The organism is Pseudarthrobacter humi, from assembly GCF_024294965.1.
Taxonomy (GTDB): domain Bacteria; phylum Actinomycetota; class Actinomycetes; order Actinomycetales; family Micrococcaceae; genus Arthrobacter; species Arthrobacter humi.
The window spans coordinates 125,533-141,666 of sequence record NZ_JANCLV010000001.1; the positions used below are offsets into that span (position 1 = coordinate 125,533).

Annotated in this window: 14 protein-coding genes; 13 read left to right on the forward strand and 1 reads right to left on the reverse strand. The window is 67.0% G+C overall.

Going from position 1 to position 16,134, the window contains the following annotated elements:
* Positions 1 to 118 precede the first annotated feature (118 nt).
* Positions 119 to 1,063, reverse strand: a complete 945-nt coding sequence (gene rarD / locus NFC73_RS00630; RefSeq protein ID WP_254746808.1) for an EamA family transporter RarD — start codon at positions 1,061 to 1,063, stop codon at positions 119 to 121.
* 135 nt (positions 1,064 to 1,198) lie between these two features.
* On the opposite strand from rarD, the gene NFC73_RS00635 reads away from it, so the two are divergent.
* The 13 genes from NFC73_RS00635 to NFC73_RS00695 all read left to right on the forward strand — a co-directional run bounded on the left by NFC73_RS00635 (position 1,199) and on the right by NFC73_RS00695 (position 16,130).
* Positions 1,199 to 2,194 (forward strand): DNA topoisomerase IB, encoded by a 996-nt coding sequence (locus tag NFC73_RS00635; RefSeq protein WP_254746810.1) that lies wholly within the window; start codon positions 1,199 to 1,201, stop codon positions 2,192 to 2,194.
* Positions 2,195 to 2,274: 80 nt separating this feature from the next.
* Positions 2,275 to 3,729 (forward strand): FAD-dependent oxidoreductase, encoded by a 1,455-nt coding sequence (locus NFC73_RS00640; RefSeq protein WP_254746812.1) that lies wholly within the window; start codon positions 2,275 to 2,277, stop codon positions 3,727 to 3,729.
* A 68-nt stretch (positions 3,730 to 3,797) separates the two neighbouring features.
* Positions 3,798 to 5,189 carry a helix-turn-helix domain-containing protein gene (locus tag NFC73_RS00645; RefSeq protein WP_254746813.1) on the forward strand — a complete coding sequence of 464 codons (1,392 nt, stop codon included), beginning with the start codon at positions 3,798 to 3,800 and terminating at the stop codon, positions 5,187 to 5,189.
* 145 nt (positions 5,190 to 5,334) lie between these two features.
* Positions 5,335 to 6,858: an acetaldehyde dehydrogenase ExaC gene (gene exaC / locus NFC73_RS00650; RefSeq protein ID WP_254746814.1), complete on the forward strand. Its 1,524-nt coding sequence runs from the start codon at positions 5,335 to 5,337 to the stop codon at positions 6,856 to 6,858.
* 188 nt (positions 6,859 to 7,046) lie between these two features.
* On the forward strand, positions 7,047 to 8,069 hold the full coding sequence (adhP, locus tag NFC73_RS00655; protein WP_254746815.1) for an alcohol dehydrogenase AdhP: 1,023 nt from the start codon (positions 7,047 to 7,049) through the stop codon (positions 8,067 to 8,069).
* Positions 8,069 to 8,476 carry a DUF779 domain-containing protein gene (locus NFC73_RS00660; RefSeq protein WP_254746816.1) on the forward strand — a complete coding sequence of 136 codons (408 nt, stop codon included), beginning with the start codon at positions 8,069 to 8,071 and terminating at the stop codon, positions 8,474 to 8,476. Before adhP ends, NFC73_RS00660 begins: the two co-directional genes overlap by 1 nt.
* Positions 8,477 to 8,651: 175 nt before the next feature.
* Positions 8,652 to 10,166 carry an amino acid permease gene (locus NFC73_RS00665; protein ID WP_254746817.1) on the forward strand — a complete coding sequence of 505 codons (1,515 nt, stop codon included), beginning with the start codon at positions 8,652 to 8,654 and terminating at the stop codon, positions 10,164 to 10,166.
* Positions 10,167 to 10,339: 173 nt separating this feature from the next.
* Complete coding sequence (locus tag NFC73_RS00670) at positions 10,340 to 11,713, forward strand: MFS transporter (RefSeq protein ID WP_254746818.1); 1,374 nt, start codon at positions 10,340 to 10,342, stop codon at positions 11,711 to 11,713.
* On the forward strand, positions 11,713 to 12,690 hold the full coding sequence (locus NFC73_RS00675; protein WP_254746820.1) for a C-terminal binding protein: 978 nt from the start codon (positions 11,713 to 11,715) through the stop codon (positions 12,688 to 12,690). The genes NFC73_RS00670 and NFC73_RS00675 overlap by 1 nt, the downstream gene beginning before the upstream one ends.
* On the forward strand, positions 12,687 to 13,754 hold the full coding sequence (locus NFC73_RS00680) for a zinc-dependent alcohol dehydrogenase (RefSeq protein ID WP_254746822.1): 1,068 nt from the start codon (positions 12,687 to 12,689) through the stop codon (positions 13,752 to 13,754). Before NFC73_RS00675 ends, NFC73_RS00680 begins: the two co-directional genes overlap by 4 nt.
* Positions 13,751 to 14,521, forward strand: coding sequence for an SDR family oxidoreductase (locus tag NFC73_RS00685; protein ID WP_254746824.1), 771 nt, complete (start codon positions 13,751 to 13,753; stop codon positions 14,519 to 14,521). Before NFC73_RS00680 ends, NFC73_RS00685 begins: the two co-directional genes overlap by 4 nt.
* Positions 14,518 to 15,183 carry a bifunctional 4-hydroxy-2-oxoglutarate aldolase/2-dehydro-3-deoxy-phosphogluconate aldolase gene (locus NFC73_RS00690; RefSeq protein ID WP_254746827.1) on the forward strand — a complete coding sequence of 222 codons (666 nt, stop codon included), beginning with the start codon at positions 14,518 to 14,520 and terminating at the stop codon, positions 15,181 to 15,183. Before NFC73_RS00685 ends, NFC73_RS00690 begins: the two co-directional genes overlap by 4 nt.
* Positions 15,180 to 16,130 carry a sugar kinase gene (locus tag NFC73_RS00695; RefSeq protein WP_254746830.1) on the forward strand — a complete coding sequence of 317 codons (951 nt, stop codon included), beginning with the start codon at positions 15,180 to 15,182 and terminating at the stop codon, positions 16,128 to 16,130. The genes NFC73_RS00690 and NFC73_RS00695 overlap by 4 nt, the downstream gene beginning before the upstream one ends.
* The last annotated feature ends 4 nt before the right edge of the window (positions 16,131 to 16,134 follow it).

Genomic DNA, 16,134 nt, shown 5'->3' on the forward strand with positions numbered 1-16,134 from the left:
CCCGGCCCCGAGCGCCACATACATCCCTGCGCGAACTGGCAGCAGATGACGTCAAATCCCGGATTTGAGGTCATCAGCTGCCAGTTCGCGCTTAATGTTCGGGCCTCAAGTGTTCGTACTATGAGGTGCGGGCCCGCTTCCTTGCCCTTGAGTTCTTGCCTGCCATCCGCAGCATATCGACGGTCAGCACCAGCAGGGCCAGCCACACCACGCCGAAGCCGATCCAGCGGCTGGCGGTCATGGCTTCCTGGAACACCACCAGCGCCACGATGAACTGCAGGAGCGGGGCAACATACTGCAGCAGCCCGATGGTGGTCATGGGAAGCCGGCGGGCCGACGCGCCAAAGAACAGCAGCGGCACCGCGGTGATGACGCCGGAGGCCACCAAGAGCCAGAAGTGCCCGGGGCCCTGGCTCGCCAGGGTGGCCGCGCCGCTGGCGCCGAGAAACACCATGGTGGCCGCGGCGATCGGGGCCAGCACGATGGTTTCCACGCTGAGGCTGGTCACCGCGTCCACCTTCGGGCCAACGCGCTTCTTCACGAACCCGTACAGGCCAAAGCTGACGGCCAGCGTCAGGGCGATCCAGGGCAGTTTGCCGTAGCTCACCGTTAGCACGCCCACTGCTACAAAACCGATTCCGACGGCGGCCCACTGGAGGGGGCGCAGCTTCTCCTTCAGGACGAACACACCCAGGAGGACCGAGACCAGGGGATTGATGAAGTAGCCCAGGGCGGCTTCGACGGCCTGGCCGGTGGTGACGCCGTAGGTATAGGTCAGCCAGTTCACGGCAATGAGCGCGGCCGCGATGGCGAGGGTGCCGAACACGGAACGGTCGCGGAAGGCTGCTGCCAGCGCACGCCAGGACCGGGTGACCGTGATCAGGAGGACGCAGAAGAGCAGCGACCACACCACGCGGTTGGCCACGATCTCCACCGCACCGGCGGGCATCAGCGCAAAGAAGTACAGCGGGAGCAGCCCCCACAGCCCGTACGCGCCGAAACCGAACAGGACTCCCGCCGTCGTCTCCTTGTCCACAGCCTTGGGGCCTGCTGGCGCGGTCACAGCGGTCTTGGGTAAAGAGTCGGTTTCAGGGGGAGTAGGCACGTAACCATTAACACCAGTTGATGGACGCGTATTCCAGTCAAAACTCAGTACGCTTTCCTTCATGGAACCGATGACCCCGCTGGTTGCCGTCCCGTGAGGCTCCGCCGCAGCAACACCAACGGCCGCGGCTACCGTCGCGTGCCCGCCGGGACGGGCTTCAGCTACCGGGACCTGGACGGCTCCACACTGCAGCAGGGGCCTGTCCGGGACCGGCTGGAAAGCATCGGCATCCCGCCGGCCTGGACCGACGTCTGGATTGCGCCGTTCGACAACGGGCACATCCAGGCGACAGGCCTCGATGCGGTGGGCCGGCGCCAGTACATCTACCACCCGGCATGGCGGGAACGGAAAGACCGCGTGAAGTTCAGCCGCGCCCTGCAGCTGGCCGAGTCACTGCCCACTGCCCGCCGGCTGGTCACCCTGGACCTGCGCAGCGACGGCCCCAGCCGCGAACGCGTCCTGGCGGCGGCCTTCCGGATGCTGGACAGCGGGTCCCTGCGCGTGGGGTCCGAGCGCTACACCAACGAGAACGGCAGCCACGGCCTGGCCACGCTCCTGTGTGCGCACGTGCACGTCCGCAAGGAGTGCCTGGTGCTGAAGTTTCCGGCCAAGAGCGGGAAGGACTGGGAGTCGGAAATCCACGACGCCGACCTGGCCGCCCTGGTGCGGACGCTCAAGCGCCGCGGTGGAAACGCCAGGCTGCTGGCGTTCAAGGAGGGCCGGACCTGGCGGCCGGTCACCAGCGCGGACATCAATGCCTACGTCAAGGAGCGGACGGGCCTGGACTTCACCGCCAAGGACTTCCGGACCCTGCACGGGACGGTAGCCGCCGCCGTCAGCCTGGCACGCAGCGGCCCGCAACCGACCGTTACGGCGCGGAAGGGCGCCATCAGCGTGGCCATGCTGGAGGCTGCCGCGGTGCTGGGGAACACGCCGTCGATCGCCCGGAAAAGCTACGTTGATCCCCGGCTGCTGGACCACTTCGCCGCGGGGGAGACCATCGACCCCAAACGCCTGGATTCCGCGGAGGCCGAGCTGCGGGCGCTGCTGTACCGCGAAAGCGACGTGGTGCCGCTGCAACACATTTAGAATGGGACATTGTGCGCAACTGCACTGTGCACTGCACTCAGCGCCTCCGGCGCGAAATCCTCCTTCCAGAAGGGCTCCCGGTGTCCAACCCAGGCGAAACCACCTCCAAACGTCCACTCCGCGTTGCCATTGTGGGTGCGGGACCGGCAGGTGTTTACGCGGCGGATATCCTGACCAAGTCCAGCGGCGTGAAGGACGGCGATTTTGAGGTCAGTATCGACCTTTTTGAGGCTTACCCCGCCCCGTACGGCCTGATCCGCTACGGCGTGGCCCCCGACCACCCGCGCATCAAGGGCATCGTGAACGCCCTGCACAAGGTCCTGGACCGGGGCGACATCCGCTTCCTGGGCAACGTCACGTACGGCCGCGACCTCACCCTCCATGACTTCCGCGCCTTCTACGACGCCGTGATCTTTTCCACCGGCGCCATCAAGGACGCGGACCTGGACATCCCCGGCATCGAGCTGCAGGGCTCGTTCGGCGGCGCCGACTTTGTGTCCTGGTACGACGGCCACCCGGACGTGCCCCGCGAATGGCCGCTGGATGCCAAGGAAATCGCCGTGATAGGTAACGGCAACGTGGCGCTGGACGTGGCCCGGATGCTGGTCAAGCACCCCGATGAACTCCTCACCACCGAAATCCCGGACAACGTCTACCAGGGCCTGAAGAATTCCCCGGTGACGGATGTCCACGTCTTCGGCCGCCGCGGCCCGGCACAGGTCAAGTTCACGCCGCTGGAACTGCGCGAGCTGAGCCACATGAAGGACGTGGACATTGTCCTGTACCCGGAGGACTTCGAGTTCGACGAAGCCTCCGATGACGCCATCCGCAGCAACAACCAGATCAAGACCATGGTGAACACGCTGACCAACTGGCTCGTGGAGGAGCACACCGAAGCGGAAGAGCCGTCCTCCCGCCGCCTGCACCTGCACTTCCTGCACAGCCCGGTGGAGATCTACCAGGACCCCGACGACGGCGGGTCCGGCCGGGTTGCCGGCATCAAGTTTGAGCGGATGGAGCTGGATGGCACCGGCAACGTCAAAGGCACGGGCGAGTTTGTGGACTACCCCGTCCAGGCCGTGTACCGCGCCATCGGCTACCACGGCTCTCCCCTGGACGAACTGGAGTACAACGCCAAACGCGGAGTGATCCCGAACGAGGGCGGCCGCGTGCTCGACGCCGACGGCAACCCCGTCCCCGGAATCTACGCCACCGGCTGGATCAAGCGCGGGCCGGTGGGCCTGATCGGGCACACCAAGGGCGACGCCCTGGAGACCATCGGCTTCCTGCTGGAGGACAGGCTCACCCTGCCACCCGCCCAGAACCCGGACCCGCAGGCCATCATCGACCTCCTGACGGAGCGCGGCATCGAGTTCACCACCTGGGAGGGCTGGATCAAGCTGGACGCGCACGAAGCAGCCCTCGGCGCCGCGTGGACAGCAGGCGAGGTCGGCGCCGACGGGACCGCCGCCGTCGTGCGTGAACGGATCAAAGTAGTCCCGCGCGAGGAAATGATCAACATCTCCCGCGCCTGACCCACGAGGGCGGGCGCTGGAGGCTTCGCGCCGGCGGCCAGTAGACTTGCAGGACCGATGGGAGTTCGATGAGGAACCTGATCCTGCCGCCGACGTCCGGCGGCGAAGCGACTGCACTTGCCCAGCGTCATGCCCTGGCCGCCCATGAGCAGCTCGACGCCCAAGCGTTTCCGAACACGCCGGAAATCCCCGGCCTGCGGCGGCTGATCCGGGAATCCTGGCAACGGTCCGCCCGGTTGAAAGCCAACCCTGACAACCCCGAAGCGCCCCTTGCCCTGGACGCCGACGAGCTCGAGGAATACCGGCGGCAGCACCCCCTGGCCAGCATCATGCCCGTGATCCACAAGCTCCTGGTCCAGCCGAGCCACGACAGCGGCCTGCTCGTTGCCGTGGGTGATGAGGTGGGCCGGCTGCTGTGGGTGGAAGGCGATCCGGCCCTGCAGCGCCGTGCCGAAGGCATGATGTTCGTGCCGGGCGCCGACTGGTCGGAGGCCACCGTGGGCACCAGCGCTCCCGGCACTGCCCTGGCCCTGGGCCGCGGCATCCAGATTTCCGGGGCGGAGCATTACCAGCGGTCCGTGCACGCGTGGAGCTGCACCGCCGTCCCGTTCCACGATCCGGATTCCGGTGCGCTGCTGGGCGTTGTGGACATCACGGGCAAAGCCAGCGCGGTGGCACCCCACACGCTCTCGCTCGTCGAGGCGACCGTCGCCGCCGCCCAGGCGCAGCTCCGTGTGGAGCGGCTGCAGCTGGCGGCCACCCTTGCCAGCCGGCCGGCCCGACGGCGGAACTCCAGCACCGCGTCACGGTCGGCCAGGCCCGGTTCTGCCGGGGGAGCGGGCGGCGCCAAGGAAGGCAGCCTGTACCGCAACAGCCTGCAGTTGCTGGGCCGCGACCAGGCATTGCTCAGCATCGAAGGCAAAACGGTGGCGCTGTCCGCCCGGCACAGTGAAATCCTCGCCTTGCTCAGCACCCACCCGGACGGGCTGAGCGCCGAGGAGCTCAGTGTCCTGCTCTACCCGGGCGACGGCCCCACCATGACGCTCCGCGCGGAAATGGTCCGGCTGCGCAAGATCCTCCAGCAGCTCAACCCGGCCGCCGTCCCCGAATCCAGGCCATACAAACTCACCATGGACCTCGTCCCGGACAGCGGGCAGGTGCTGAACTGCCTGCAGCGCGGCGCCCACCGCATTGCGCTGGAAATCTACCGCGGCGCGGTGCTGCCGCGCTCCGAAGCGCCGGGCATCATCGACCTCCGCGACAGGGTCTCCTCGCTCATGCGTGAAGCGGTCCTGACGGACGGCAGTGCCGAGACGCTGCTCAAGTACGCGGCCCTGCCGGAGGCGAGGGACGACGTCGACGTCCGTACCGTCGCCCTGAAGCTGCTGCCGGCGCGCTCGCCCAAGCGGGCCGCCGTCGTCGCGGACCTTGAACGGCTGGAAGCGGAACTGGGCGCTTAACCGCGACGTCCCCCGGTGGTCGGGCGGGGCCGTGAGCTGGCTCACACCGGCGCAACCTGACTGCAACCTTCACACTCCTACGCTGAAACCAACGGCGGCCGCCATCATCAGGCGCCACCTTTCATGCACAGCAAAGGAGCTAGCAATGACTGTTTACGCCCAGCCCGGTACCGAGGGTTCGAAGGTCACGTTCAAGGACCGTTACGAGAACTGGATCGGCGGCGAGTGGGTTGCCCCCGTCAAGGGCCAGTACTTCGAGAACATCACACCCGTCACCGGCAAGGTCTTCTGCGAAGTTGCCCGCGGCACCGCGGAAGACATCGAGCTGGCACTGGACGCCGCCCACAAGATCGCACCGTCCTGGGGCAAAACCTCCGTCGCCGAGCGCGCCGCCATCCTGAACAAGATCGCCGACCGCATCGACGAGAACCTCGAGATGCTCGCCGTCGCGGAATCCTGGGACAACGGCAAGCCCATCCGCGAAACCCTCAACGCGGACATCCCGCTCGCCGCGGACCACTTCCGCTACTTCGCCTCGGCCGTCCGCGCCCAGGAAGGCCGGCTGTCCCAGCTCGACGACGACACCACCGCCTACCACTATCACGAGCCGCTCGGCGTCGTGGGCCAGATCATCCCGTGGAACTTCCCCATCCTGATGGCCGTCTGGAAGCTTGCCCCGGCCCTCGCCGCCGGCAACGCCGTGGTCCTCAAGCCGGCCGAGCAGACGCCGTCGTCCATCCTTGTGTTGATGGAGCTTATCGGCGAACTCCTGCCGGCCGGTGTCCTCAACGTGGTCAACGGCTTCGGCGTGGAGGCCGGCAAGCCGCTGGCTTCCAGCCCGCGGATCCGCAAGATCGCCTTCACCGGCGAAACCTCCACCGGGCGCCTGATCAGCCAGTACGCCAGCCAGAACCTGATCCCGGTCACCCTGGAACTCGGCGGCAAGAGCCCGAACATCTTCTTCAACGACGTCGCGGACACCAACGACGCGTTCTACGACAAGGCGCAGGAGGGCTTCACGCTCTTCGCCTTCAACCAGGGCGAGGTCTGCACGTGCCCGTCCCGCGCCCTGGTCCAGGAGGACATCTACGATTCCTTCATGGCCGACGCCGTGGCCCGGGTGGAGAAAATCATCCAGGGCAACCCGCTGGACACCGAAACCCAGCTTGGCGCCCAGGCCTCCAATGACCAGCTGGAAAAGATCCTCTCCTACATCGACATCGGCAAGCAGGAAGGCGCCAAGGTGCTCACCGGCGGTGCCCGGGCCGACATGCCCGGCGACCTGGCCGGCGGCTACTATGTCCAGCCGACCATCTTCGAAGGCCACAACAAGATGCGGATCTTCCAGGAGGAGATCTTCGGCCCTGTTGTTTCCGTGACCCGCTTCAGCGACTACAACGACGCCATGGGCATCGCCAACGACACCCTGTACGGCCTCGGCGCCGGCGTCTGGTCCCGCAACGGCAACGTCGCTTACCGTGCGGGCCGCGAGATCCAGGCCGGCCGCGTCTGGGTCAACAACTACCACGCCTACCCGGCCGGCGCCGCGTTCGGCGGGTACAAGTCCTCCGGCATCGGACGTGAAAACCACTCCATGATGCTGGACCACTACCAGCAGACCAAGAACCTCCTGGTCAGCTACAACGAGAACAAGCTCGGCTTCTTCTAAGGGAGTGGGGCGCTCCCGTGGTGTCGACTCCGTCGCCACGACGGGGCCCTCGCGCCCCACTCCGCCCTTAGCCCGGGCGGGGACGGATCAGCACCGGTCCGTCCCCGCCTGCACCGTCCTGGCCACCCCTCAGGAAGGCAGCACCACCTCCACCGCACCATCGCTTTATCTACGCAAGGATTTCGCCAATGACGACGACAATGCAAGCAGCAGTAGTAACCGAATTCGGCAAGGATCTTCAGATCCAGACCCTCCCCATTCCCACCCCGGGCCGGGGTGAGGCGCTGGTCAAGGTCATCACCACCGGCGTCTGCCACACAGACCTCCACGCAGCAGCGGGCGACTGGCCGGTCAAGCCGACACCGCCGTTCATCCCCGGCCACGAAGGCGTGGGCGAAGTGGTTGCCCTGGGCGAAGGTGTCACCGACCTTGCCGTCGGAGACCTCGTCGGCAACGCCTGGCTCTGGTCCGCCTGCGGCGACTGCCAGTACTGCCGCACCGGCTGGGAGACACTCTGCGAGGTACAGAAGAATGCCGGCTACAGTGTGGACGGCTCCTTCGGGGAGTACATGCTCGTGGACACGCGCTTTGCCGCCCGCATCCCGGCGGGCTCGGACCCCGTTGAGGTCGCGCCGGTGCTTTGCGCCGGCGTCACTGTCTACAAAGGCCTGAAGATGACCGAGGCCAAGCCCGGACAGTGGGTCACCATCTCCGGTATCGGCGGACTGGGGCACATTGCCGTCCAGTACGCGGTTGCCATGGGACTGCGGGTTGCTGCCGTTGACATCGCGGACGACAAACTCGCCCTGGCCAAGAAGCACGGCGCCGAGCTCACCGTCAACGCGCTGCACGAAGATCCCGTCGAAGTCATCCAACGTGAAACCGGAGGTTGCCATGGAGTCCTGGTCACCGCAGTACACCCGTCTGCTTTTGGCCAGGCGATCGGCATGGCCCGCCGGGGCGGGACGATTGTGTTCAACGGCCTGCCGCCGGGCGACTTCCCGGCACCGATCTTCGAGATTGTGCTCAAGGGCCTGACCGTCCGCGGCTCGATCGTGGGAACCCGGCAGGACCTGGAGGAAGCCCTCGAGTTCTACGCCGAGGGCAAGATCCACCCCACGGTCTCCACCCGGGAGCTCTCCGAGGTCAACGCCGTTCTTGACGAGATGAAGCACGCCAAGATCGACGGCCGCGTCGTTATCAGGTACTGATGATGGAGGCGGGGCTTAACGCGGCGGTGACGCTGCCCGGGGAGGACATCTCCCGCGTGGCTCTCACCGCCGAGGCCCTGGGACTGCTCAGGAAGTTGTGGGGGCAGCACGGGCCCCTGATGTTCCACCAGTCCGGCGGCTGCTGCGACGGGTCCTCGCCTATGTGTTATCCGGCCGGGGAGTTCATCACCGCGGAAGCGGACGTCCTCCTGGGGCTGTTCGACATCGCCGACGGCCTGGATCCGCAGCCCCTCGAGTTCTGGATGTCCAAGGAGCAGTTCAACTACTGGAGCCACACCCATCTGACCGTGGACGTGGTCGAGGGCCGGGGGAGCGGGTTCTCGGTTGAGTCGCCGGAAGGAAAGCGGTTCCTGATCCGGTCAAAGCTGATGGACTGGCCCGTCTAGTCGGTTCGATGCTTTACCCTTGAGGCCCTCCAATCGGAGGGCCTCAAGGTGTTTTTCGCAATTAACTTCGGCACTATGGGTGTCTCACAATGCGGGACGGTTGGAACCGTCCAGTGGACGGACAGTAAAGTTGGTAAGTCTGTTTCCATCCCCTATCAGGATTGTGGATCTCCTTATGAACCTTCTCCGGACCAAATCCATCGAGCAGTCCATCGCCGACGCCGATGAACCCGGACGCAAGCTCAAGCGGTCGCTCAGCAGCTGGGACCTGATGATCATGGGTGTCGCCGTCGCTGTCGGCGCCGGCATCTTCTCGGTGGGAGCCAAGGCCGCGGCCAACTTCTCCGGCCCCGCCGTGACGTTGTCCTTCGCCATTGCCGCCGTCACGTGCGCCCTGGCCATCATGTGCTACGCCGAGTTCGCCACCGCCATTCCGGTCGCCGGGTCCGCCTACGTCTTTACGTACGCCACCATGGGCGAGCTGCTGGCGTGGATCATCGGCTGGAACCTGATCCTGGAACTTTTCACCGCCGCGGCAGTGATCGCCAAGTACTGGGGCATCTACCTCAGCAAGGTGTTTGCGCTGATGGGGGCCGACGTGCCGCCGGCGCTCTCTCTCGGCGGCGTGGACCTCTACTGGGGCGCGTTCCTGATCGTTGCCGTCTTCACCGTGCTCCTGGTGCTGGGCACCAAGCTCTCCGCCCGCGTGGGCAACATCTTCACCCTGATCAAAATCGCCGTGGTGCTGTTCGTGATCGTGGTGGGCTTCACGTACGTGAAGTTCGAGAACTACACGCCGTTCGTGCCCGCCGCGGAACCCACCGCCGGTGGCGCCGCGGATGTCCTGAAGCAGTCATTCTTTGGCTTCCTCACCGGTGCCGCGCCCGCCCAGTACGGCACGCTCGGCATCTTCGCCGGCGCCGCGCTGGTGTTCTTCGCCTTCATCGGTTTTGACGTCGTGGCCACGTCCGCGGAGGAAGTCAAGAACCCGCAGAAGACCCTGCCGCGCGGCATCTTCGGCGGCCTGGCCGTGGTGACGCTGCTCTACATCCTGGTGTCCCTCGCGCTCACCGGCATGGTGTCCTACACGGACCTCGCGGCAGCAGAAACGCCCACCCTCACCACCGCCTTCGAGGCCGTCGGCAACACCACCGCGGCCAAGGTCATCGCCTTCGGCTCCCTGATCGGCCTCACCACCGTCATCATGGTGCTGCTGATGGGGCTGTCCCGCGTGGTGCTGGCCATGAGCCGCGACGGGCTGCTGCCCCGCGCGCTGTCCAAGACCAGCGTAAAGCGTTCGACGCCGGTCCGCCTCCAGATCATCTGCGGCGCCGCCGTAGCACTGGTGGCCGGCCTGACCAACGTTGACCTGCTGGAGGAAATGATCAACATCGGCACGCTGTCCGCGTTTGTGGTGGTGAGCCTGGGCATCCTGGTGCTGCGCAAGAAGCGCCCGGACCTGAAGCCGTCCTTCCGCGTCCCGTTCGGCAAGGTCCTCCCCGTGGTTTCGGCCGTCCTGTGCCTGTACCTGATGACGAACCTCGCCGTGGAGACGTGGATCTTCTTCGCCGGCTGGCTGGTCATCGGCGTCGTGATCTACTTCGCGTACGGCCAGCGGCACTCCCGCCTGAACGAAAAGTTCGCCGAGGCCAAGTCTGCCGTGGACGCCAAGGAGCCCGCGCTCTCCTAGGCCTGCACGGAAGACAGAGGCACCCGTCCACCCCATTGGTGGCAGGGTGCCTCTGCCGTTTAACCCGCCTTTGTGATCTGGCCGATAACACCTATATAGTCGTGCTTGGAGTTTTCGGGATGTCGTCCCGATAATCGGAAACGTGCTTCGGCACCAAAGAGAAATGGTGAACTGTGGCTGAGAACGATGTTGTTCGCAGTAAGTCGGCGGTCCTGGACCCCGAAGGCAATGAGGTGGCCCCCGGGGCCACTGACAAGGCGCCCGTCCGCAGGGCCGCATGGGCCGGCCTGATCGGCACCGCGCTCGAACAGTACGACTTTGTGATCTACGGAACCGCATCGGCGATCATCTTCAACAAGATCTTCTTCCCGAACATCGACCCCGCCATCGGGATCATCGCCGCGTTCGGTGCCTACGCCGTCGGCTTCGGGGCACGCCCCCTCGGCGGCCTTTTCTTCTCCAAGTACGGTGACCGGCTGGGACGCAAGTGGGTGCTGGTTGCCACGCTCTTCCTGATGGGCATCGCCACGTTCGCCATCGGCCTGCTGCCCACCTACGAGCAGGCGGGCATCTGGGCGCCCGTGCTGCTGGTTGCCTGCCGCTTCCTCCAGGGATTCGGCGCCGGCGCCGAACAGGCGGGCGGCGTGGTCCTGGTGGCGGAAACTGCGCCCAAGGGCAGCCGCGGACGCTACGCCTCACTCGTCTTCGTTGGTGCCGCCGCCGGCACCGCGATGGGCGCCGTCGTCTGGATCCTGGTGCAGATGATGCCCCGCGAGGCCCTGGAAGCCTACGGCTGGCGGCTCGTGTTCTTCTCGTCGATCTTTGTGACCATCGCCGCTTACGTCATCCGCCGCAAGCTGAAGGAATCACCGGTCTTTGAGGAAAAGAAGGAAGAGATCGCCGGCGCCATCCGCGCCACTCCCGTGGCCGACGTCGTCAAGAACGGCCGGGCGGGCCTGTTCCGCGTCTTCTTTATGAACGTGGGCGCCAACGCGCACTCGTACATCTTCCAGGTATTCCTGGGCTCCTACCTGATCACTCAGCTCAAGATTGACGCGACGTTCATTCCCAAGGTCCTGCTGGTGGGCGCTCTGTTCGCCTGCGTCTCGGCCTACGCCTTCGGCACCCTCTCGGACCGCTTCGGCCGCCGCCGGATGTACCTCATCATCACGGCGTTCCTGTTTGTTTTCCCCGTCCCGGCCTTCCTGCTGCTGAACACCGGAAACCTGTTCCTGATCTCGCTGGTGATCGTGCTCGGCTTCATCTTCGCCGCGCAGGGATCCGTGGGCGTCCAGGCAGCGTACTTCCCCGAGCTCTTCGGTTCCCGGTACCGCTACGCCGGCGTCGCGCTTGGCCGGGAATTCTCCTCCGTCTTCGGCGGCGGCATCGCACCGCTCATCTGCTCGGCGCTGGTCACCGCGTTCAGCGGCTCCTGGATCCCGGTCGCCATCTACATGATGGCCATGATGGGCATCAGCCTGGTCACCACCATCAAAGCCCCCGAAACCGTCGATCGTGACCTGCTCACAGAAGAGGACGCCAAGTAATGCCAGCCACGCCCACCCGCATCGTTATCACCGACTGCGACCACGACTCCATCGCCATCGAGCAGGCCGTCGCCGACGCCGCCGGCGTGGAACTGGTCCTTGCCCAGTGCCGGACCGAGGAGGACGTCATTGCCGCGGCTGCCGGGGCCGACGCCATCGTGGTCCAGTACGCCCCCATCACGGACCGCGTCCTGACTGCCCTGCCGCGGCTGAAGGCGATCGGCCGGTACGGCGTGGGCGTGGACACCCTCGACGTCGGGGCGGCCACCGCCCGCGGCGTCGCCGTCTGCAACGTGCCGGACTACGGAACCGAGGATGTCAGCGACCACGCCATTGCCCTGGCCGTCAGCCTGGCCCGCGGAATCACCCGGCTGGACCGCGGCCTGCGGCGCGGGGAACACTCGCTGCTCCCGGTCCAGCCACTGCACCGGATGTCCACCAGGGTCTTCGGTGTGGTGGGCCTGGGCCTGATCGGCGCGGCCACCGCCCGCAAGGCCAAGGGGCTGGGCTACACGGTGATCGGATCCGACCCGCTCGCGGAAATCGGTACGACGACGGCGGAAGGAGTCGCCGTCGTCGGGTTTGAGGAAGTGATTTCCCGCGCAGACGTGGTGTCCCTCCACGTGCCGCTCAACTCCCATACACACCACCTGATCAACGCCGGCGTGCTCGCGCAGATGAAACGCGGCGCCGTGCTGGTCAACACCTGCCGCGGGGGAGTGGTGGACACCGCTGCGGTTGCCGACGCCCTGGCCAGCGGCCAGCTCTACGGCGCCGGGCTGGACGTCTTCGAAGAAGAACCCCTGGCCCTGACCAGCCCGCTGATCGGCTGCGAAAACGCCGTGCTCACACCGCACGCCGCCTGGTACAGCGAGGAATCCTATGCGGAACTGAAACGCCGCACCGTCGAAAACGTCCTCGAAGTCTGCGCCGGACGCATGCCGCGCAACGTGATGAACGCAGGAGTGCTGGTATGAGCGCCGCACTCCTGAACAGCACCATGCGCGCCGCTGTGTGGACTGCGCCGGACACGATCGAACCGCGGCAGCTGCCCGTGCCGGAAATCCCCGCCGGCTGGGCCCTGGTCCGCACGGAAATGACCGGCCTGTGCGGCTCCGACTTTTCCATCCTGCACGGAACGCACCCCCGCGCCGAGGCCCCGCTGGTCATGGGCCACGAGATCACCGGCATCGTGGAGGTCGCGGCGGAGACCGGCCCGGCAGCGGGCACCCGGGTCACCGTGGAGCCCCTCATCCACTGCGGCGAATGCCACCCGTGCAGCGGCGGGGACACCCACGTCTGCCGGGCGCTGAAACTGTACGGGATCGACGTCGCCGGCTCCCTCGCCGAATACGTGGCACTGCCTGCTTCCGCGCTCATCCCGGTCAGCGACGCCGTGCCCCTCCAGGAGGCTGCCCTCGCCGAACCGCTGGCTGTGGCCGTCCACGCGGTATCCCGGGCCTGCCTGGCCGGCGGCGAGCGGGTGGTGATCTTCGGCGCCGGGCCCATCGGCATCCTGACAGCCCTGGTGGCACGCCACCAGGGAGCCGGCAGCGTCCTTATTTCGGAGCCGTCAGAGGCTCGCCGCCAGGTGGCCGAGGAACTGGGTTTCGCCACGGTGGCACCCGGGGACGACCCTATTCAGGCCATCCTTGCCGCCACGGGCGGGGACGGCGCGGACATCGTCTTTGACTCCGCCGCCCACCCCTCGGTCGCGGCGATGCTGCCCCGGGCCGTCCGCGTGCGCGGCACCGTGGTCCTGGTGGGCGTCTATAAGAAGCCCGTCGAACTGGACCTGCAGGCGCTGACGTTTGCCGAGAACACCGTGGTGGGCGTCCGGGTGTACACCCGGGCGGCCGTGGAACGCGCGGTGGAACTCATCGAAAGCCGTGAGCTGGGCCTGGACCGTATTCCCACCCAGGTGTTCGCGCTGGAAGACACCCGCCAGGCCTTTGACCAGGCGATGGCGTCCGGACGCGTCCTCAAAGTCTTTGTCAGCCCAGCAGCGGCGCCCGCCGCGACAACCCAGGAAAGCTCATGAACCACACAGCAGAGAAATCGCCGTTTGACCTCAGCGGTAAAACCGCGGCCGTGACCGGCGCCTCGCGCGGGATCGGCCTGGGCATTGCCCTCGGGCTGGTCAACGCCGGCGCCAGCGTTGTGGCACTGCAGCGCGGCCCCCTGGCCCCGGAACTGGCCGCCGCTGCCGAAAAGGCAGGCGTCACCGCCGCCGCGGTCCATGTGGACCTGGGCAGCGAAGAGTCCGTTGCCGCCGCCGCAGCGGAAACCCTGGCGGGACACCGGATCGACATCCTGGTCAACAACGCCGGAACCCAGATCCGGCACGACGCGACCGAGTTCCCGCTGTCCGACTTCGACCGCGTGATGGCCATCAACACCCGCGCCGTCTTCCAGCTGTGCCAGGGCTTCGGCACCCCGATGGTGGAACGCGGTGGCGGAAAGATCATCAACATGGCCTCCCTGCTCACGTTCCAGGGCGGCCTGCGGGTTCCGGCCTACGCCGCATCGAAGGGCGCCGTGGCGCAGCTGACCAAGGCGTTGTGCAACGAATGGGCGCCCCGCGGCGTGAACGTCAATGCGGTTGCGCCGGGCTATATCGCCACCGACATGAACGAGGCGCTGCTGGCAGACGCCCAGCGCCATGAACAGATTTCCGTCCGGATCCCGGCGGCACGCTGGGGCACCGGCGGCGATCTCGCGGGCGCCGTGGTGTTCCTGGCCTCCCCGGCTGCGGACTACATCCACGGCGTGGTACTGCCGGTCGACGGCGGGTGGCTGGCCCGATGAGCGATCGCCAGAGCCCTCCCGTTTCCGCCATCCTGCAGGCCAATCCTGTGGTGGCGGTCCTCCGCGCCCGGCATGCCCGGGAGTACGCGCCGGTCATCGACGCCCTGGTCACGGGCGGTATCCGGTCCATCGAACTGACCCTCAGCACGGACGGTGTGTTCGACCTCCTGCCCGACATCAAACGGCAGTTCGGCGCTGACGCTGAAATCGGCGTCGGCACCGTCATCTCCGGTGACCAGGCCGCGCAGGCGCTCGACGGCGGCGCGGACTACCTGGTGACGCCCGCCATGGTGACGGAGGTGATCCGCGCTGCGGTTGCGGCCGGTGTTCCGGTGTTCCCCGGCGGGCTGACGCCCACCGAACTGCTGACCGGCATGCAGGCGGGGGCTACGGCCGTGAAGCTGTTCCCTGCCTCCACCGTCGGCCCGGGCTACATCGGGCAGCTGCGTGGGCCGTTCCCGGACATGCGGGTCATTCCGTCCGGTGGCATCGGCATCGATGACGCCGCGGACTGGATCGCCGCAGGGGCGCTTGCCGTCAGCCTGGGCGGGCCGCTGCTCCGTGATGCGTTCTCCGGCGGGGACCTCGCTGCCCTCACGGCCCGTGCCCGGCAGCTCAGCGCTCTGGTGGCGGACGCCGTCCAGGCGAGGGGTGCCCGGTGACCTTTACCGACGTCGTGACCCTCGGGGAAACGATGGGCCTGATGAAGGCCGAGACGCCCGGCCCGCTGGCCCAGGTGTCCTCGCTCAGCCTGGGCATGGGCGGCTCCGAGAGCAACTTTGCCATCGCGCTGCGGCGCCTGGGCACCTCGGTGACCTGGGTGGGACGCGTCGGCAACGACAGCCTCGGTGAACTCGTCCTGCGTGAGCTCGCGGCCGAGGGCATCGTGGTTGACCCGCTGCGTGACGAGTCGGCGCCCACCGGCCTCATGATCAAAGAGCGGCGCACCATGGACCAGCTCAAGGTCTGGTACTACCGGGCCGGCAGCGCCGGCTCCCGGCTGTCTCCGGAGAACATCCCGGCCGAGCGGATTGCCAACGCCCGGCTGCTGCACCTCACGGGCATCACGCCCGCACTTTCGCCGGAGGCAGCCCGGGCGGCGCAACATGCGCTGGACGTTGCCCGTGAAGCAGGCGTCCTGGTCTCGTTCGACCTCAACTACCGCGCCGCGCTGTGGTCCGCCGACGACGCCGCTGACGTCTTCCGGAACTTCATTGCCCAGGCGGACATCGTGTTCGCCGGGGACGACGAAGCCGCCATCGCGGTGGGAAAGTCCGACGACTCCCTGGAGCTTGCCCGCCGGGTCACCGCCCTCGGGCCAAGCCAGACGGTCATCAAGCGCGGTGCCGCAGGCTGTGCCGCGGTGATCGACGGGGTGGAATACGTGCAGGACGCCGTCCGCGTCAACGCCATCGACACCGTGGGGGCCGGCGACGCCTTTGTGGCCGGCTACATCTCGGACCTGCTGGCCGGCGCCTCGGTGCAGGAGCGTTTGCTGACCGCGGTCCGCACGGGCGCTTTCGCCTGCCTGGTGCCGGGCGACTGGGAAGGCATGCCGCGCCGGCATGAGCTGGCCATGCTGGACGCCACGGAACCCGTGGCACGCTGAGCAT

What these genes read in the sequence shown, in the direction of transcription:
- NFC73_RS00675 (WP_254746820.1), top strand. Translation starts at nt 11,713, where the DNA reads ATGCCAGCCACGCCCACCCGCATCGTTATCACCGACTGCGACCACGAC.
- NFC73_RS00690 (WP_254746827.1), top strand. Translation starts at nt 14,518, where the DNA reads ATGAGCGATCGCCAGAGCCCTCCCGTTTCCGCCATCCTGCAGGCCAAT.
- exaC (WP_254746814.1), top strand. Translation starts at nt 5,335, where the DNA reads ATGACTGTTTACGCCCAGCCCGGTACCGAGGGTTCGAAGGTCACGTTC.
- NFC73_RS00645 (WP_254746813.1), top strand. Translation starts at nt 3,798, where the DNA reads ATGAGGAACCTGATCCTGCCGCCGACGTCCGGCGGCGAAGCGACTGCA.
- adhP (WP_254746815.1), top strand. Translation starts at nt 7,047, where the DNA reads ATGACGACGACAATGCAAGCAGCAGTAGTAACCGAATTCGGCAAGGAT.
- NFC73_RS00660 (WP_254746816.1), top strand. Translation starts at nt 8,069, where the DNA reads ATGATGGAGGCGGGGCTTAACGCGGCGGTGACGCTGCCCGGGGAGGAC.
- NFC73_RS00665 (WP_254746817.1), top strand. Translation starts at nt 8,652, where the DNA reads ATGAACCTTCTCCGGACCAAATCCATCGAGCAGTCCATCGCCGACGCC.
- NFC73_RS00680 (WP_254746822.1), top strand. Translation starts at nt 12,687, where the DNA reads ATGAGCGCCGCACTCCTGAACAGCACCATGCGCGCCGCTGTGTGGACT.
- NFC73_RS00685 (WP_254746824.1), top strand. Translation starts at nt 13,751, where the DNA reads ATGAACCACACAGCAGAGAAATCGCCGTTTGACCTCAGCGGTAAAACC.